General features: G+C 40.1%; 19 protein-coding genes. 17 read left to right on the top strand and 2 right to left on the bottom strand.

The window, feature by feature from the left end; translation table 11 throughout:
- The first annotated feature begins 1 nt into the window (after nucleotide 1).
- The 6 genes from moaC to groL all read left to right on the top strand — a co-directional run bounded on the left by moaC (nucleotide 2) and on the right by groL (nucleotide 4,920).
- Nucleotides 2-469 carry a cyclic pyranopterin monophosphate synthase MoaC gene (moaC, locus tag DSOL_RS07330; protein WP_075364228.1) on the top strand — a complete coding sequence of 156 codons (468 nt, stop codon included), beginning with the start codon at nucleotides 2-4 and terminating at the stop codon, nucleotides 467-469.
- Between the two features lie 183 nt (nucleotides 470-652).
- Nucleotides 653-1,087: an MOSC domain-containing protein gene (locus DSOL_RS07325; protein ID WP_075364227.1), complete on the top strand. Its 435-nt coding sequence runs from the start codon at nucleotides 653-655 to the stop codon at nucleotides 1,085-1,087.
- Nucleotides 1,087-1,581, top strand: coding sequence for a molybdopterin adenylyltransferase (gene mog, locus DSOL_RS07320; protein WP_075364226.1), 495 nt, complete (start codon nucleotides 1,087-1,089; stop codon nucleotides 1,579-1,581). The genes DSOL_RS07325 and mog overlap by 1 nt, the downstream gene beginning before the upstream one ends.
- A gap of 275 nt (nucleotides 1,582-1,856) precedes the next feature.
- Entirely contained in the window at nucleotides 1,857-2,675 is an 819-nt protein-coding gene (locus DSOL_RS07315; RefSeq protein WP_075364225.1) for an NYN domain-containing protein, read from the top strand.
- A gap of 286 nt (nucleotides 2,676-2,961) precedes the next feature.
- On the top strand, nucleotides 2,962-3,246 hold the full coding sequence (groES, locus tag DSOL_RS07310) for a co-chaperone GroES (protein ID WP_075364224.1): 285 nt from the start codon (nucleotides 2,962-2,964) through the stop codon (nucleotides 3,244-3,246).
- Between the two features lie 39 nt (nucleotides 3,247-3,285).
- A complete protein-coding gene (gene groL / locus DSOL_RS07305) occupies nucleotides 3,286-4,920 on the top strand; it encodes a chaperonin GroEL (protein WP_075364223.1) in 1,635 nt (544 codons plus the stop codon).
- A gap of 76 nt (nucleotides 4,921-4,996) precedes the next feature.
- On the opposite strand, the gene DSOL_RS07300 is transcribed toward groL, so the two are convergent.
- On the bottom strand, nucleotides 4,997-6,187 hold the full coding sequence (locus DSOL_RS07300; protein WP_075364222.1) for a site-specific integrase: 1,191 nt from the start codon (nucleotides 6,185-6,187) through the stop codon (nucleotides 4,997-4,999).
- 111 nt (nucleotides 6,188-6,298) lie between these two features.
- Between DSOL_RS07300 and DSOL_RS28760 the strand changes: the two genes are divergently transcribed.
- The 8 genes from DSOL_RS28760 (at nucleotide 6,299) to DSOL_RS07260 (ending at nucleotide 10,839) form a co-directional block, all read left to right on the top strand.
- Nucleotides 6,299-6,685 carry a hypothetical protein gene (locus DSOL_RS28760; protein WP_235838727.1) on the top strand — a complete coding sequence of 129 codons (387 nt, stop codon included), beginning with the start codon at nucleotides 6,299-6,301 and terminating at the stop codon, nucleotides 6,683-6,685.
- Between the two features lie 15 nt (nucleotides 6,686-6,700).
- The gene (locus tag DSOL_RS07290; protein ID WP_075364221.1) at nucleotides 6,701-7,024 is read left to right on the top strand and encodes a hypothetical protein; all 324 of its coding nucleotides are present in this window, start codon (nucleotides 6,701-6,703) and stop codon (nucleotides 7,022-7,024) included.
- Between the two features lie 14 nt (nucleotides 7,025-7,038).
- Nucleotides 7,039-7,248 (top strand): hypothetical protein, encoded by a 210-nt coding sequence (locus DSOL_RS07285; protein WP_075364220.1) that lies wholly within the window; start codon nucleotides 7,039-7,041, stop codon nucleotides 7,246-7,248.
- A gap of 80 nt (nucleotides 7,249-7,328) precedes the next feature.
- On the top strand, nucleotides 7,329-7,622 hold the full coding sequence (locus DSOL_RS07280; protein WP_075364219.1) for a DUF3846 domain-containing protein: 294 nt from the start codon (nucleotides 7,329-7,331) through the stop codon (nucleotides 7,620-7,622).
- A 76-nt stretch (nucleotides 7,623-7,698) separates the two neighbouring features.
- On the top strand, nucleotides 7,699-7,908 hold the full coding sequence (locus tag DSOL_RS07275; RefSeq protein WP_075364218.1) for a hypothetical protein: 210 nt from the start codon (nucleotides 7,699-7,701) through the stop codon (nucleotides 7,906-7,908).
- A 371-nt stretch (nucleotides 7,909-8,279) separates the two neighbouring features.
- Nucleotides 8,280-8,693, top strand: a complete 414-nt coding sequence (locus tag DSOL_RS07270; RefSeq protein WP_075364217.1) for a hypothetical protein — start codon at nucleotides 8,280-8,282, stop codon at nucleotides 8,691-8,693.
- A 25-nt stretch (nucleotides 8,694-8,718) separates the two neighbouring features.
- Entirely contained in the window at nucleotides 8,719-9,762 is a 1,044-nt protein-coding gene (locus DSOL_RS07265; protein ID WP_075364216.1) for a type II TA system antitoxin MqsA family protein, read from the top strand.
- A gap of 249 nt (nucleotides 9,763-10,011) precedes the next feature.
- Nucleotides 10,012-10,839 carry a tyrosine-type recombinase/integrase gene (locus DSOL_RS07260; protein WP_075364215.1) on the top strand — a complete coding sequence of 276 codons (828 nt, stop codon included), beginning with the start codon at nucleotides 10,012-10,014 and terminating at the stop codon, nucleotides 10,837-10,839.
- Nucleotides 10,840-11,004: 165 nt separating this feature from the next.
- On the opposite strand, the gene ltrA is transcribed toward DSOL_RS07260, so the two are convergent.
- Nucleotides 11,005-12,858: a group II intron reverse transcriptase/maturase gene (ltrA, locus tag DSOL_RS07255; protein ID WP_075364214.1), complete on the bottom strand. Its 1,854-nt coding sequence runs from the start codon at nucleotides 12,856-12,858 to the stop codon at nucleotides 11,005-11,007.
- 1,162 nt (nucleotides 12,859-14,020) lie between these two features.
- Between ltrA and DSOL_RS07250 the strand changes: the two genes are divergently transcribed.
- From DSOL_RS07250 to DSOL_RS29965, 3 genes are all read left to right on the top strand, one after another.
- Entirely contained in the window at nucleotides 14,021-14,965 is a 945-nt protein-coding gene (locus tag DSOL_RS07250; RefSeq protein ID WP_075364213.1) for a Hachiman antiphage defense system protein HamA, read from the top strand.
- Entirely contained in the window at nucleotides 14,943-17,015 is a 2,073-nt protein-coding gene (locus DSOL_RS07245; RefSeq protein WP_075364212.1) for a DEAD/DEAH box helicase, read from the top strand. Before DSOL_RS07250 ends, DSOL_RS07245 begins: the two co-directional genes overlap by 23 nt.
- Before the next feature lie 1,183 nt (nucleotides 17,016-18,198).
- Nucleotides 18,199-18,558, top strand: a complete 360-nt coding sequence (locus tag DSOL_RS29965; RefSeq protein ID WP_075364211.1) for an ABC transporter transmembrane domain-containing protein — start codon at nucleotides 18,199-18,201, stop codon at nucleotides 18,556-18,558.
- Nucleotides 18,559-18,675: the final 117 nt, after the last annotated feature.

The following is an 18,675-nucleotide window of genomic DNA, read 5'->3' as shown; positions in this document are numbered from 1 at the left end:
AATGGATTTAACACATTTTGACCAAGAAGGACGCGCTCGAATGGTGGATGTAAGTGATAAGGCCGAAACAGCGCGTGTTGCGGTTGCCCATGGAAAAGTGACGATGAAGCCAGAAACCTTGGAACGCATTCGTTCAGGACTGATTGCCAAAGGGGATGTTTTGGCAGTCGCTCAAGTTGCGGGAATTATGGCAGCAAAGCAAACTGCGCAATTAATTCCAATGTGCCATCCGTTGGCCATCACCGGGGCGAAACTAGAGTTTAAACTTGTGGAACCCGGCGAGGTAGAGATTGAAGCCAGCGTAAAGGTCTATGGCAAAACTGGGGTTGAGATGGAAGCCTTAACTGCAGTGAGTGTTGCCGCCTTGACGATTTACGATATGTGTAAAGCCATTGATAAGACTATGACGATAGGGGAGATCTATTTAGTAGAAAAATCAGGAGGGAAAAGTGGCCATTTTGTCCGATGACTAACCGCCACTAAACTTCTGTATCCTAACATGCAGGAAGTGGCGGTAAGTCCCTGGATAAGTTCAACTAACGTTTATGAAGCTATGCTTCATAAACGAGTTTCCTATATCCGATGACTAACCGCCACTAAACTTCTGTTAAAAGAGAACAAAAAATTCAGATATGAAAGAGAGGCAAATATAATGGGAAAAATAATTGCTGTTTGTACGAGCGAACGAAAAGGAATGCGTAAGAAGAACGTCGGCGAAGGGATCTTAAAAGTGAACTTTGGTCTTGAAGGAGATGCGCATGGAGGAGATTGGCATCGGATGGTCAGCTTACTGGCTATGGAGAGTATAAAGACTATGCAGGATAAAGGATTGGATGTTGGGCCAGGGGACTTTGCTGAGAACTTGACGACGGAAGGACTGGAATTGTTTACCCTTCCGATTGGAACAAAGCTTAAAATCGGAGAAACGAGTATCGGGGAAGTAACGCAAATCGGCAAAGAATGTCATACAAAATGTGCTATTTTTTATCAGGCTGGGGATTGTGTCATGCCAAAAGAAGGAATCTTCATTCGGTTATTAGAAGGTGGACCGGTCCGTGTAGGAGACAGTATCGAGGTGATGGCTTAATGCTACGTGTGGGGGTTATTACAGCAAGTGACAAAGGGTCGCGTGGGGAAAGGGAAGATCTTTCAGGGCCAACCCTTGCAAAACTTGTACAGGAAATCGGTGGAGAGGTCGCGGAGTATGTGGTGCTCCCAGACGATCAGACAATGCTAGAGGAAAAAATGCGCCAATGGGCGGATGAAGTCGGCTTAGATTTGATTTTAACAACGGGCGGAACTGGTTTTTCTTTGCGAGATGTTACGCCTGAGGCAACGTTAGCTGTGGCAGATCGGCTGGTTCCGGGTATAGCGGAAGTGATGCGACAGGAGAGCTTAAAAGTGACTCCGAAGGCCATGCTAAGTAGAGCTGTGGCAGTCCTAAGGAAACGAACGCTTATTATCAACATGCCGGGTAGTCCTAAAGCGGTACGCGAATGCTTTGCAGCGATTGCTCCGGCCCTTCCCCACGGCATCCAAATCCTCAAAGGAGAAGCCAGTGAATGTGCAACAACACTGTAAAAGCATGGCTAAATGACCGACAAATATTACAAAAAGAGATTGGCTAATAATTGCCAATCTCTTTTTGTACCAATCAGAAAGCATAAATTTCGGGAGGCATAAGTGCAACTAAGGCGACCGCCTTCGCCAAGGCTTGGCGCTAGCCAAGTTTTCTTTATTTGGTTATTCTTTATCAAACTCCCATATACTTTTTCGTTCCTTTCGATTCTGCTTGTCACGACTGTCCAAAGTTTTGCGTATAATATGGTAAACATATGGCTTGTGAGGTGAAGTTTGTGAAAGCCATTGCGTTTGTCGATTACGAAAATATATGGACTGGGTTATTTGAGCGGGGCCATGAATTGACGCCCGAGCAGTTGGTAGAATTCATCCAACTTTATACCGCACGAATTAATGTTGAATTATTGGCTATCTATCTTTACGCTAACTTTGACCGAGAGGAGTTTTGGCGAACACAAACGATGTTCGAGAAAACAAATGTGTTTACGCGCCATGTCTATGGAAAAAACAATTATGCGAGCACAGGACTTCGTCGTAATGCGGCAGATCTGGAGTTAATGCTCGAAGCCCAAGAAATCTTGCTTACGCGAGCATCCACGTTTGACATGTTTTTATTGCTTACTGGGGATGGAGACTTCCTTTCGCTCTTAAGAAAAGTAAGAGCTTGGGGGAAAGAAGTAAAGGTTGTTGGGGTAGCTGGAAGTGTTCATCATGCACTGCATCCTTATTGCGAGGGGGAGGATCTTTTGCAGTGGGTTCTCCAGGAAAAACCTGAGGTAGAGTATCATCCAGAACAGGATTTGGAAAAAGGGATTCAAATTCTCGGGACTCTTCAGACTCGCATGCCCTACGTTGCGTCAACAAAGGCCAGGGCTTCTTTGACAGAACTTTTAGGGCGATCTATTCCACAAGTTAAAGAATTTATTCGGTACACGTTAAAGGAAACTATGTTAATTGAGAGAGAGCACTCCGATCCAAATCTGAAAATCGGTAAAACAAAGATATACCTTCTTAATCTAGAGAATGACTATGTACGAAAAGCGTTAGGATCCATGTATGAGGAAGTTTCCCAGCGTCAATTAAACTTGATCTAGGCGTTCAATCATGCATAGAAGGGTAGAAATTTGGCAATTATAGTGTTTAGAGGATATAGAAATCCCGTTCGGGGGAGGGCCTTGCGTGTATTTATGTATCTAACGCCTGAAATAGTAAGCAATGACTCGATTTATAGAGTATATTAAAGATATATTCAATTTTTGGTGTCCTAGAGGGGTTGCGTTCCCGCGGCCCCTTGCATATTATTATAGATATATTGTTAGCACTCAACTAAGTAGAGTGCTAACAAATATTTAATAAAACACTAAGGAGGGACTTTTCTTCATGAACATTAAACCTCTAGCAGATCGGGTGATCATCAAAGCATTACCTATGGAAGAAAAAACTAAGAGCGGAATCATTATGCCAGATACCGCTAAGGAAAAACCACAAGAAGGCGAAGTCGTCGCTGCAGGTCCTGGAAAAATGGAAAAGGGTGCTCGCATTGTGCTTGATGTTAAAGTGGGCGACCGTGTGATCTACTCTAAATATGCTGGGACCGAAGTGAAGTATGATGGTGAAGAATACCTCATCCTCAAAGAAGCAGATATTTTGGCAATCATAGGCTAGTTTTTAAATAAGACTAAAATTTAAGGAGTTGAATGTACCTTGGCAAAACAAATTGTTTTTAATCAAGACGCTCGTCACGCTTTAGAACGCGGTGTAAATGCCCTAGCTGAAGCAGTACGTGTAACCCTCGGACCAAAAGGTCGTAATGTAGTCCTTGACAAAAAATTCGGCTCACCATTGATTACAAACGATGGTGTAACGATTGCTCGTGACATCGAACTGGAAGACCCATTTGAGAATATGGGAGCACAGCTCGTTAAAGAAGTTGCCACCAAAACCAATGATGTGGCTGGAGATGGAACGACAACGGCTACAGTTTTAGCACAAGCCATCATCCGCGAAGGGCTTAAGAATGTCGCTGCTGGAGCCAATCCTATGGGTATTAAACGTGGAATTGAGCAAGCAGTTGATGCTGTTGTTGCAGATATTAAAGCTAATGCAAAGCTTGTTGAGACTAGTGAAGCCATTGCTCAAGTTGCTTCAATCTCTGCGAGTGACAAAAACATCGGTGCTCTTATTGCTGAGGCCATGGAGAAAGTCGGTAAAGACGGCGTGATCACCGTTGAAGAAGCCAAAGGCATGACGACGGAACTTGAAGTGGTCGAAGGAATGCAATTTGACCGCGGCTACATTTCTCCTTACATGATTACGGATACAGAAAAAATGGAAGCTATTTTAAACGATCCTTTCATCCTTATTACAGATAAGAAAATCAGTGCTATTCAAGACGTTTTGCCAGTATTGGAAAAAGTAGTACAAGCTGGTCGACAACTGATGATCATTGCAGAAGACATCGATGGGGAAGCTTTGGCAACTCTGGTTGTCAATAAACTCCGTGGAACGTTCACTTGTGTAGGAGTTAAAGCGCCTGGCTTTGGCGATCGCCGTAAAGCCATGCTTGAAGATATTGCTGTACTCACGGGCGGAACAGTTATCACCGAGGACCTCGGTCTAAAGTTAGAAAATACGACCATTGACATGCTCGGTCGTGCGCGTCAAGTTCGCGTCACTAAAGAGGAAACCACGCTTGTTGAAGGTTCTGGTGACACAGAAGATATTAAGAAGCGTGTAGAAGCCATCAAACGACAAGTTGAAGAAACCACGTCAGACTTTGACCGTGAGAAGCTTCAAGAGCGTTTGGCTAAATTATCCGGTGGTGTTGCGGTCATTCAAGTCGGTGCAGCAACCGAAACCGAGATGAAGGAGAAAAAACTCCGGATTGAAGATGCTTTGGCTGCGACTCGTGCTGCTGTTGAAGAAGGAATTGTTTCTGGTGGAGGCACGACACTGATTGATGCTATCGGGTCTTTGGATAAACTCAACTTGACAGGGGACGAGGCAACTGGTGTGAGTATTATACGCCGTGCACTCGAAGAGCCACTTCGTCAAATTGCCAACAACGCTGGACATGAAGGTTCAGTCGTGGTTGAAAAGGTTCGTTCCTCCGCAAGAGGCACTGGGTTCAATGCGCTAACCGAAGTGTACGAAGACATGATCGCTGCGGGCATTGTTGACCCAGCAAAAGTTACGCGTTCGGCCCTGCAAAATGCAGGTTCCATTGCTGCGATGCTTCTTACGACAGAATGTTTAGTCGCAGACCTGCCATCAAAGGATGGCGGAGCATCCGCTATGGCCGGTATGGGTGGCATGGGCGGAATGGGCGGCATGATGTAATTAGAGCCTGAAAGCCTTGTGTACCAAGGGTTCCAGACTCCAAAGGTTGGCGGTGCTGCCATTTTGCTGCCATAACTCATAAAGAATTTTTACGGAGTCCTCTCATGAGTTCACTGAACTTGCGAGAGGACTCTTTCTTCATGGACTTGGTAACGTGCATATAGACGTACCGGGTTGTATCATCGTCTTTGTGACCGAGTCGTCGCATGATCTCTTCCAGCCCAACACCAGCTTCCGCAAGCAGGGAGGTGTGCGTGTGACGTAACGAGTGGGGAGTCAGGCCTTCATTGAGTTCAGCAACCTTCAACAAGTGGTTCATATGGTTCTCAACGGTCTTAATAAGTAATGGATAACCGAAGAATCGTTCATAATTGACGAACACGAAGTCCTTATCATGGTAAGAGTTTCGGAACTTCATTCGAAGTTCCTTCTGCCAAGATTTTAGTTTCTTCAGATCATAGAGAACGTCTGGATCCACCTCAATACAACGAATCGAAGTTTCGGTTTTTGGCGTGAGTAGTTGATATTTGACGGTGTTATTATCGGGATTGTAATAGGTCTTCGTTATGTTGAGGGTGCCTTCTTCAAAGTCTATGTCTCTCCACTTTAGCGCACACAGCTCCCCAACCCTTAAGCCCGTATAGGCCAGTAATGTGAGAATTTCATAATCCTGAGGTTTCCCAACTTCTTTGCATTTGTCTAAATAGTGGGCAAGTTCCTCTTTTTCAAGGTACTTAATTTTCTCCTTCGCATTTTCAAGCTCTTCAACCGTTTTTTTGTGCTTTGGAACGACCGCGTACTGAGTGGGGTCGTTTTTAACAATATCTAGTTCTACGGCCTTCTTAAAGATCATTCTGCATGTGGAATGGATCCCCTCAAGGGTTACATTCGCAAATCGTTTAAAGAGATCACTGAGGACTTTTTGATACATCTTCTTGGTGATGTTGGACATTTTACAATGAGCAAAGTATGGCATTAAATTACTCATTTCATGCATCCGAACACGAACGGTGCTGATCTTTACTTTACCGGTACTTTGATACAAATCCAGCCATTCTTGGGCAAAATCTTTGAATAGGATATCCGACTCCTCTACAAATGTATTGGTAGAGAGGTCAATTTGCACTTTAGCCAAGGCGATTTGTGCCTCTTTTTTAGTTTTAAACCCACCTTTTGATGTTCTTTTGCGCTTTCCTGTTTTAGGGTCAACCCCTACGTCAATTACATAAGTCCAAGAGTTACCTCGTTTAGAACAGTAACCAGTCATGTTTTTCATTGCCTTCTTGCGACTGGGGCTCTAAAAAGCAAAAACCCCACACTTCTCCCTTAAGAAAAAATGTGGGGCTCGAAGGCCCTCTAAAAATATGGCGCTCTTAATATGAGTCTAGCAGAAAGAGATATACTTTTCAAGTACTATGCTGTCAGTTCACTGACAGCTGATTCTCTTTGCGTCCAAAGAATAGGTTTGATTGAGTACTTAGTTAATGCATCAACTACATCATTGTTTGGAGTTTTGTCTAAGTCATTAATTATTACATATAAAAGTGAATCTTTTTGTCTAGTCTCTCTAGTATCCATCCATGAAAACATCAGAGAACTTGAGACATCACGTGAAATCGAGAAGAAGCTGGAATTTCAATGTATGGGGTGTGTACTCGGCGGAAAGGCGGGGCCGCAACCTGAGCTAGAGAAGTTCGTTGATACATGGTTTTCCGCAGACGATCTTGTAGAAGCGGCTGAGAAAAGTGCTATTTTTAAAATATAAAAAGGGGGTCACACTATGTCGATGCAAACGAGCGTTGAAATCAAAGGGGTTCTTGGGGGCACAGAGAGAAAATTCTATTTTGTAAATAATGCCGGACTCGAAGCAATCTTTCGAGGCAGAACGCCGAGAGAGCTATTTTTGCAAAACGTATCTAATCCAGGATGTTTCGATATTCAGGAAGAGGATTTAAGGTTGAACATCCATGTGAAAAGGCAATGTTCCTTGGGGGTTGCTGGCTTTCAAGCCTTTGATGTAGATGCAGATTTCATCCAAGAAGCGACTGAAAAAGCTCGCGCACTTGAAAGAAAAGCGAAAGACAACTTTTTGCTGAAACATTAGACGCATTGCCTAATTTGCCGGAGCCAGAGGCACTTGAGAAAATAGCGATTGACTTCCTTTGTGAAGGCAACAAGGAACTTGCCTTTGCCACAGCCGACTTTTTTGAGAAAGTGATTATTGAACTGGTTGGGGAGTTTGGAAAAGGAAGCGGAAAGATTCTTCTCACTGTTGCGGCTAAAAAAGCGGCTGCTAGAATGACTGCAAAAAGTAAGGAACAAAAATAAGCTGAGTTCCAGAAAAGAGGCACCCCTTACCGTGTTGTTAAGTGGGTGCTTTTAAATAGGAAGGAAGAGGTGATTTCAACATGCTACGTGTCGTCGTAATCGAACCAGGACTTCCAGCGGAAATAAGAGAGGTCAATCATGATTTGGCAAGCCTTCAGTCATTGGTTGGTGGCTACATCGAACACGTTCATTTCATGGGCGATCTCGGTTTTTTAATTAATGAAGAGGGGAAGCTTATTAGTTTACCAGCCAACAGAATCAACTATCACGGTGATATCCTCGTTGGAACCGTAGTAATAGTGAAAACTTGTGAGGGAGAATTTTGTTCCTTGTCGGAAGCTGAGGCCGAGGATTTAATGCAGATGTTTGGGTAAGCGGGAGGTTCATTATATATGAAGGAAACTTCTTATTAATGAGCGTCAAAACGGCAAAGAAAGGGGCAAGAGAACTATGGAAAAACTCAAAAAGTATTGTACGAAAAACGGATTAGAATTCAGCCCGAACTGCGACGGGGGAATCACTATTTATGTGCCGATTAAGGATTCTGAAAGAGTCATCAAATACATCAAGAGAATCCCAGGAGTTTCTTACAACCCTTTGGAATCTTGGAGCAACTATGCTTGCGGGTTCAAAATGCTACCGGTATTTGGACTGAGCTAAGTATGCTAAAGAGAATGCACGGTGAAATGAACGAGCGTTAAATTGTCAGGATTAATTGTCTGATGGTTGAAAGCTCGTTTCCTGGGTTGAAAACTAATAAGATGCGGCTCCGGTAGGGACAATTTGGCAAGGGTAGAACGCTGTTATAGATAACGTCAGATCACTCGAGTATTTTAATGATGAGGAAATAAATGCACGATTGCAGCGGTGATGCTGTAGATGGAACGGAACGAATGAAAAGGAAAGTGATGAACAACCGAGCTTTTATCTATCGGGGTCCTTTCTTGCCTAAATATACTATCAAAAATAAAGCAGATAATTGACTAACTATCAATTGATAGCATATAATAATATGAGGAGGAGGGTTAAACTTGAGTTCAAAAGTTGTTTCATCTAAATGTGAGGTAGAAACATTTTTAAAGGAAATTAAAGAGATATTGGTGAATCCGTATTTTAATGTTTCAAGGGATTTGGATATATTGCTAAAAAAGAGAAGTGAAACCGCCATAGATCCGTATACTACGGGAAATACTCTACTGGCACTTGATTTTGATATGGCCGACGCGGTTCATCAGTTAATGGCCTTGGAGCTATCGGAGTATCTTGAAACTTTTATTGATGACAAGGATAATTCATTGCCTCCGTTTTTTGCTTTTGCAAAATCCATACAGAGCAAGGATGTATATATTAAAGTCAAGATTAGGGATAGGCAAAAATGTAAAGTGTTTTGTGTGTCATTTCATTTTGCAAAGTATCCTTTTCCGGTAAAGCTTCCATATGCATAAGCTGGATTTGAAAGGAGTGTATTGAATGAATAAGGATTATTTAGTAAGAACAATCGAAATGGATTGTCCACTATGCAATAAGATTCATGCTATCGAAGAGCGAAAAGGAACTACTCAAGCCATTATTAAAAACGAAGTAGTAGATTATGAGCAGGTGTATTATTGCTGTGCACTAAGCGATGAAGAAGAAAACGATTTTGTTCCAGGGGGGATAATGGATGAAAACTTGTTACGGGCAAGGAATGCTTATCGTGTAAAGAAAGGCTTGTTAACATCTGACGACATTGCAAAAATTAGAAGTTTTTACGGACTGACGCAAAGTGATTTTGCAGCATTGTTAGGTTGGGGTGATGTTACAGTTACAAGGTATGAAAGTAAATTCATTCAGGATGAAACGTATGACAATATAATGCGCATGGTTTACAACAATCCAATGTTTGCGCTTGGATGCCTTGAAAGGCATAAGGAAAGGTTTAACCCTGAAAAGTATGCAAAAATACGCAAGAGTATTAAAGAGAGAGTTGTAGAATTGGGTAATTTATATTTAAAGAGGCAGGAAATTGAAAGCTTGTATGTGAACTTCGAAGAAGAAACAGATTACAATGGCTATAAAGTATTGGATATTGAGAAACTAAGCAACGTCATTGGTTATTTTGCTCAATTTATGGATCACCTTTATAAAGTAAAACTAATGAAGCTTTTATGGTACACCGATACCATCTTTTTCGGTAGATATGGGAAATCGATGACGGGTTTAGTGTATAAGCATAAGCCACTAGGGGCTTTGCCCATAGCGTATGACGAAATCATCCATTTGCCTACGGTTAAAGTGGTGGAAGATATAATTAATGAAGATATTTGCTACAAAATATGCCCTAATAAAGAGGTAAGTATCTCGGAGTTTACCTTGAAAGAATTGAGCGTTCTTGAATTAGTGGCTACAAAATTCAAGAATCACAGAAGTAAAGAAATTGTGGACTATATGCATATGGAGAAAGCATATAAAGAGACACAACAAAATCAAATAATCCCTTATACCTTAGCAAAGCGGCTAAGAGAACTAAAGTAAGAATACCCAACTGATGTCGCCCTAGACATTGTTTAGGGTAGCTGCAACTATTTACGGGATACTGAAAAGGTATCCCGTTTAATATTTTTAGATTCAATAATTGTCACAGAATTACTACGCAGAACGACAATTCTACCTGTGTTACCCTTAAAACGCCTATTATCCCGTAAAAAATATTGCACAGAATTATTTAAGTCACTATTTTCAGGATTCTGTTGCACCCAACTAACGAGAAAGAAGGCTAACGATATGGATGCTATAGAATCTTTCGTACGAGAGCATCTTTCCGCCAAAGCGGAAACTACCAAGGAAACTTACCGCCAAGTCCTTATCCAATTCGACCGCTGGCTTAAAGGCACTGGAACAGATCTGTCAGGCTTCGTTAGAACGGACGTTCAACAGTATATTGACTATCTTGTAGCCAAAAAGAAATCGGCTGGGACAATCAATAAGATTTTTAACGCATTAAAATCCTTCTGTCGTTACGCTAACAAAACTAAGGCTATAGAAAACATTAGGGTTATTAAACAACCCAACATCCTCCAGCAGGCACCCAAAGCTCTAGATAAGAGAGAAACGCACCGCATATTGCGAGAAACCGACCGGCGGGGTAATCACCGGGACTATGCTATCGTCGTGCTACTGCTCAATACTGGCCTACGGGTAGGGGAACTAGTGAAGCTAGACCGGAGCGATGTGGAAATATCAGAACGGAAGGGCGAACTAACGGTCAGGTGGGCCAAGGGCGGGAAAGCCGCCACGCTGCCCCTGAACAACGAATCGAGAAAGGCTTTGACGGAGTACCTTGACACCCGAAGAACTGACAACAACCCAGCCCTATTCCTTTCCAATAGGTGCGAGAGAATTAGCAAAAGAACTGTGCAATATCTCATGGAACAACTGGGGATCAACGCCCACGCCCTGCGGCACACCTTTATTACTCAATTGGTCCGCAGCGGAGTAGACATTTCTATAGTGCAGGCCCTCAGTCGCCACGCTTCAGCCGATATGATCTTGCGGTACAGCAAGCCAGCAAAAGAAGATTTGGAAGAAACGGTGAATCATCTTGTGTTTTGATTGATTGAAATGCAGGTGGTGAATAATAACGATAGGTAAGACTTTGATGTTATCGCCGCCTTTTCCCCCGTCCCACACCGTGCATGACAGTTTCCCATCACACGGCGTTCAATCACAATTAGTGTTTATTCTAATTTGCATAGTTTACAACTCGAAAGATTTTGCTTAAGAGATTTTTACTGCAAGGTTGTTCAAAACTATCAATTTTTCAACTTGTCGTTTATCAAGTAATAAAGCGGCAGCAGCGAGTTTAAATGTGCTTTTGTCTGGTTCATGAACAAGTTCATGTATTGCCTTAGTGACGAGTATAAGGTTATTATACTTATCCTCGCCACCCAGTACTAATGGTTTTTTGTGGTGGCAATACATAGCCTCAATTTCAAGAATTGCTCCAGAGACAGCACATTTTCCTTTTTGAGCAGCATACAGCGATAATCTGTTGTCATTATATTCAATGCTTTGTCCTTTTTCAGGATTTCGCATTAAATACATGAGCATATCTATGTCAACACATTCAAGTCGCTTATGAATTTCTTCCCTGCCTATTTCAGTATATTTATTGATACTTTTCTTCTTATACAGCGCTACTCTATGCCGTACATAGGCAAGGGGAACTATTGCTGTGCCATAGATATATCTCAGTTCTCTACTGCTCCCGTACCGTTCTTTAACATAGTTCGGTGGGTCTTTTCCTGCCCGCTTTATTCCATCTTTGAACCTTGCTTTAAGACTCTTTCTAACTCCAAAGGCAATTTGGCTGAAATCCAAATTTACAAGGGTCGCTATAGCATAATAGTTGTGTACTCCAATTACGTAAGCATTATATTTATTTACTGCCCCGTAACCTGTCTGCGCTCCTTGTGGTCTCTGGATTTCCTTCACTAATTCATGCGTTTTGTCCTTGATTTTCTTTTCAGCTTTCTTGGAAATGTGAGATTTTACAGTATATCTTTGATCTCCGTTTTTCTTTTTGCCCTTCTTGTGAAGTTTCAATCTGAAGCCTAAAAAGTTAGAGTAGTGGCGTTTGAGGTTTACGATTTTGGACTTTTCTGGACTTATCTCTAGTCCCAATCGCTCCATTAACCACTGCTTCGTCGCCTTAAACAGCTTTACAGCATCACTTCTTTTACGACAAAAGATTTTAAAGTCATCAGCGTATCTTACAATGTAACATTCCTTTAAGTTTGTCCGCCGTAGTGCTGTGTATTTAGCACCTTTATATTTCAGGTTATATCGGTGCTGTGTAGGTATCGTTTCCCATTGGCTTGCTATCCACCAATCTAATTCATTTAACACGACATTAGAAAATAATGGTGAAATTACCGAGCCCTGGGGGCTTCCCTGCTCTGGAAATCCTATTCCTGCAATCTCAGCTTTCAGCATCTCCGAGATGATAGAGAGTAGCTTTTTATCTCTAATACCCATCGTCCATAGTTGCTTTATTAGTTTTGCATGATTCACATTATCGAAAAATGACCGAATATCAATATCTATTACAAAGTGTAGTCCACTTTGTTGCATATATTTATGTGCTTGCGAAATTGCATGTTCTGCACTCCGATTCGGCCTAAATCCATTGCTTCGTTCAAAGAACTTCGCTTCGCAAATGGGTTCTAATACCTGTAATATACATTGCTGAATGAGTCTTTCCATGATAGTGGGTATTCCCAATGGGCGCTTCTTCGTTGGGTCGTTATCCTTCAGTATTTCTACTCTGCGGACTGCTTGAGGTTTGTAACACTGTAGTCTGGTTCTCACATAATCAATAAGTTGCTCATCTTCCCATTTTGCCAAATCATCAATCGTCTTTTTGTCGACACCTGCTGTTTTACTTCCCTTGTTTTTCTTGATGTTGCGATAAGCAAGACCGATGTTTTCTCTCATCGTAATTAGTTCTACTAAATTAGTAAATACTTCATTTCGCTTGCTTTGTTCGTATAGCTCATCTTGAATTGCTTGGAAATCGTAATATTCAGCATTTCGTAGCTTTTGCCTTTTAAGCTTCTTTTCAGTTGTCAAAGTCGGTTACTTTCTCCTTTACAAGGGGGGATTTCACCTTTGTTAGTCATACTCGAACCTTCGAATACTATGCACTTAGATGTTTATACTTTTTGTGACTACAGCCTGTCCCTCCACGGCTTATTATCCCCGTTTCATAGGTATATTGACTGCGCTATCCGCCGAATAAAGCCAGGTTATACATAGTTTATGCTTTCCCTGCCAACGCTTCATTGTGTGTAATCACTCAGCGTTTCGACCTTCCCACGTTCCAATAGTTCTATCTTTACATTTGCTTTTAGGTTATCCTTTGAGCCTGTATGCTTGATACTACCTATAATAGTATAAGGAATTTCATAGAAACACATTTTACTCTTCCCCACATACGCTGCATTGCACAGCAATGGCATTTCTACCAATTCCGCGTGTAGACCCTTCCGTTCGGATTTTCGTCAGTGGCCATTACACCACATTCTCACCATGAGCAATTTATAGACCCCCGGCGTATCATCTGCACAGCTTGCCTCCAAGCCGATTTCCACAACAACAATTGTTGGGGCAGACTTCCGCCGACTTCGACGGGCTGCATCAAGGATTTGTTATTACAAACGTTCCCTTTTGCCGTAGTCTCAGGGGAAGCGTTTCACGGCGTTACCCGATCATTCCACTCCTCAAACTATCAGTTAGAGATTATTAATCTCCGCTGTTTTTACTTTGTTGCAGGATTTAACCCGCATACAATTTTGTACAGCAACGTGTCGCTGCACTGTTTCCGTGGACGCAGCACGTGGAGTGCGTGGTAAGTATGAGAAAACTCACAGTCTGAGAGTGGCCTGTGGTGTGGGTTTCGGAGTTTAGGGAGCAAATTGTAGAACAATTTGATAGGACCAGGTACGTCCACGAAAACATGTTTTGAGGGTTTGGGTTAGATAGTTTTGAGGTATAGGACGAACGCGGGAACATATTAGATATGTAAATGTTTCCATTACAGTTGGTAATTTTTTCTGTGGATATTTGTGCTTGGTCAAAAGTGAATTAGTTTATTTGTTAGCAAAAGGTCAGGCCGTTTTTTGGACGATCTGACCTTTTTTGCTTTTTCTTGGAATATTTCCGCGATCTTAGGAGGAATTCGATGAGAAATGTGGAAAGTGTTAGCTGTTGGTAATTTGAAAGGGATGTTTTTATGATTGCACACAGCACAGAAAAATTTAATGACTTTACCGTTCATATACTAAATGAACAATCAACTTTTCTACACATCGATTTGGCTGATTCACATAGTTTTTATAAAGGTCTGTTTGATTACTTTTTTGATGAAACTCGTTTATTGAGATATGCTGAAAACAAAATGAATTTGCATTTTGAACCCATGGCTAAGAACTATGTTACTTTGTTCAAACATTTAAGGCTGTATATTGATGATTATAATATTGAAAGAATTCCTGCTTCCATAGAGAAAGAGGTACAACGGATTCTTACTGATGAATACGAGTTAGAGGATACTGGCGATGGTTACCTTAAAGTCCGATTAGATAAAATGGGAAAGGTGGGAGAATACATTTTTTGCAATTTGCTTTCAGAATATTTCGAGTTTGATTGCATCATTCCAAAGGTGCATTTAACAACTGACCCCAACATGAATGTTTATGGCATTGATACGCTCTTTTATTCTCATGAAAATGATTTGATTCTTTTCGGTGAATCTAAGCTAAGTAAATCTTTATCAAATGGTACTGGCTTAATTAACAAATCTCTAGAAACTTACGAACAGCAGATTAAAGACGAATTTACTCTAATGTTAAGCAGCCGTTTTTTAAAAAACAATATGGGAATCTTCGGAGATAAATATGCTGATGTTGTTGAGTTAAGCCTTTCTATCGAGAACTTTATCGAAAAAGCAGATGTAAAAAAGATCGGCATACCTATTTTTATTGCCCATGGAACAGACGCTACAGCAGACAATATTTTAAAAAAATTATGCATGATTAAAAAAGGTGCTATACTTGGGCTTGAAACGGTTTACATAATAGTTTCACTTCCGATTTTCAATAAGAGCAAATTGATTGCAGTCTTTACCCAAGGAATAGCTGAAAGGAGGGCGTACTATGAGCGAGAAGCATCAAAGTAATGACCCTCAAACTTTGAGGGAATACTATATCCGATCTTTAGCTACGGCACCGAATCCAACACAAAAAGCACGGGAGCTTGCAGATGATCTATTTGCATTAGATTTAACCGTTTACTCAAATACTTACTCATTAGATTCTGTCCTTTATTCAGCCTTGGCAGAATCAGTTTTAGATGATGAACTGTCACTGCACCCTGAACAAATTGAAATCTTAAATCAAATTAAAAATAACGATGCACTTATTGTCAGCGCCCCAACTAGCTTTGGGAAAACCTATTGCATTTTTGAGTATATTACCCGTTATTTACCCCAAAACATTGTACTCATTGTTCCTACTTTAGCTTTAGTAGATGAATACGTTAAGAGAGTAATCAAAAAATATCAAGGTATGTTTTCAAGATATAAAATTCATACACATATTGACGAAGCAAAAATTTATGACTTTAATCAGAACAATATTTTCATTATTACCCATGATAGAGTCGTGCAAGAAAGCGCTTATGATATGATTAAGGAAATTGATTTTTTAGTTATCGACGAAGTGTATAAATTGGAAACCGACCCTCAAAATGACAGAGTTTTAGTTTTAAATATGGCATATTTTTACTTGGCTCAAAAGGCTCAAAAATACGTTTTACTGGCACCGTTTATAAAATCGGTCGAGGATATTGAGCAACTGGAAAAACGACCCGCGTTTTACAATACAACCTATTCGCCGGTTGTTAATGAAGTGAGAAGTATTAATATATTGCGACATGACGATCGCTATCCCGAGTGTCAGCAATTGTTAGTAAAATTACCATCCAATGAAAAAACCTTAATCTATTTTCCGACTGTTACAGGAATTTACAAATACGTAAATGATTTTATTGCACAGGAGCCAATAATCGATGAGTTAGATCAAACAGTGAAATTCTTTATGGAATGGGCAAGGGAAGAGATCCACGAGGATTGGTGCGTCATCAAGGCAATGGAAAGAGGTTATTTAATTCACAATGGACAAATACCAATTGGCACAAGATTGTTCCAGTTAAATTTCTATGAAAGCAGTGATATTTATAATCGCTTACTCTGCACATCTACACTCCTTGAGGGTGTAAATACAACTGCAAAAAACATTATTATTACTAAGCCATCGAGAATGTCCGATAAGAACAATAATGAAGCAGATTTCTCGGCATTTGATTTTTATAACTTAGTTGGTCGGACTGGCAGGCTAAATAAGCATTTTATTGGAACTGCATATTATTTAAAATCTCCAACTGATCCAGAATATAAAAAAATTGATGCAATCAAAAGTATAAAATTTGAATTGACCGACGAAAGTAAAGATATAGACATTCAAAAGGGCAATATAGCAAATCATCCTGATGTAATTATATTTCTTCAAACATTAGGGATTACAATTGATGAATACCTGACGCACATCGGCAGTCGTCCAAGGTTTAAGACAGTAAGGGAAATTTACTATCGTTACCAAGAGTGCGAACAAGAATTACTACAAGAACTACAAACGCTCCTAATCAATACTCAACATGGAAGATTGAATTTAGTCAAGTGTCTGTATTATATTGCCGAAGGCACACGCGATAATTATAGAGCTAATATTGTTAATAGCCTTATACATAGAAGACGCCCTAAAATTAAAACAATTGTGGACAATACAAAGAAGTATTTTGCTTCAAAAGGGATTGATAATATAATTTCTACAACAATTAGTATTAAAATGAGCTTCATCGAGCATCAATTTTATACCAAGGTATTGCTTGTTCGGTATTTTATGGGATTAAAATCTGTAAAAAGCTCTTTGCTGAATGTTTTAGACGATAAGGTAATTGGTGCTATTGAATACCTTTACTTTTCGACCTCCAAGCAAAAAAAGATGTTGCTCGATTTAGGGATTTACGAGCGCGATATTGATTTGATAATTAAAATAATCGGCAACGACTTTGATGATATATTTGAACTTAAAAAGCGTTTGCAGACAAGCTATGGTAAACTTCAAAGAATTAGCTTTATTTCAAGGTATGTGATACGTAATATTGTCTGATTGGATTCTTTTTTCTATATTGTATAAGAAAATGGATGTTAAGAAAATGGACTGGGTGCATTTCTACTTTATTTACTGAAACAAGGGGAACACATTATTTGTATTCAATAACTTTTATCTCCCATAGTTAGGTAACTCAGGACAAGTGTTTGCCATCCATACCGACCAGTGGTCACTACGCAGAGATACAACCCGCCGGGGTGGCTTGTGCCAAGAACGTGCTCGGTGAGCACGATGCTGTATCCGAGATGAAGGTAGACCCTCCGAAGTCGGTTTGTAGGAACAGGCGTCAAACAGCCGAAAGCTGCTTCTCGGGTTCGACAGTCCGTAGGCACAAGAAGTGCCTCAAACCTTTGTGGCGCAAGGGCTAGAGGCACTCGTGGATAAATTGCCGTGTGTCTACGTTTTTTACCCCCTCAGAAGGGAAATATCCAGTATTTTAGCGGGTTCCGGGATTTTAAGTAGCAAAACGGCTTTTAACTGTCGAACCCGAGTGAAACGCAGTTTAAAATCATAGTGTTAAAAGTAAAAGCCGGGATGCTCTAATATCCCAGCTTTATGTACAACTTAGTCCGAAAGTGCGACCATTTTCAGTGGGTTAAAATGTAGCTTTTCCTTGGCAGGGGGCTACTTTTTCGCTATATCTAGAGATAATTTAAGTATTCCAACAACACGTGAAGCGAAACCAATCGTTACCATAAGTGTCAGTAAAATAAGTGTCTGTAAAATGCTCATGGACCTCCCCTCTTTCTAAGGGGATTTAGCAAACCGTCTAAATATGTAAAGTAGTTAATCCAATTTTTGCTCGAATTTCTCTTCAAAAACTTTTTAAAGGCCTCTGGTAGGCCCCCTAAAGTTAAGAATGAAAATAGATCCTAAGCTCATTATTTAGGTCGTAGTTCTACTAATCCGATAGAGTGAGTATTTCATCTTGAACAAGCATTAAAGCCGTTATCGGACCCAACATCTTTAGTAACAAATAGAAAATCTAGATTTATACAACAGAACTACCGTGGGAATTTATTTTACCTGGTAGAAATACCAGTATGCAGATAATGAAATAACACTATAATTATACATAATCCTTATAAATAAGATGGGCATAATTATTGGGAGTTAGTACTTATTTATATCAACAAACTGGGCCAAAAGAGGTGAATGTCGAGTTTTTATCTCGACCACGATGAATATAGTTAAAAAACAAAATTTATTATTAGTAAAGAAAGTATCCAAGTACATTAAACCTTATACATTAAAATTAATATTATTATTTTTATGTATACTTTGTGGAATACTATTTTCTTTAGTTCAACCATTATTATGGGGAGAAATAATAACAGATCTATTTAAAAAGGATATAAATTCAGTTTATACCAATATTAAATATGTTTTAATGGCATCTATAGCAAATTCAATTGTAAATTTTATTCAATCCTATTTATTCAATTTTTCAACTACTAACATTGTATATGACTTAAAGACTGATATGTATAATAAAATATTAGATTTTCCAATTAAAGTATATTTGACGAAATTAGTGTAGGAGAATTAATTTCAAGATTTCAAGAAGATACTTCTTCTATTGCTAGAATTATTACTAATGAATTATTAACGACTATAGTAGATATATTTAAAATTATTATAATTGGCGCAACTATGG

The sequence above is a fragment of the Desulfosporosinus metallidurans genome (assembly GCF_001936615.1).
Taxonomy (GTDB): domain Bacteria; phylum Bacillota; class Desulfitobacteriia; order Desulfitobacteriales; family Desulfitobacteriaceae; genus Desulfosporosinus; species Desulfosporosinus metallidurans.
Note: the sequence above shows the minus strand (reverse complement) of the source record. Positions and strands in the feature narration are given on the sequence as shown.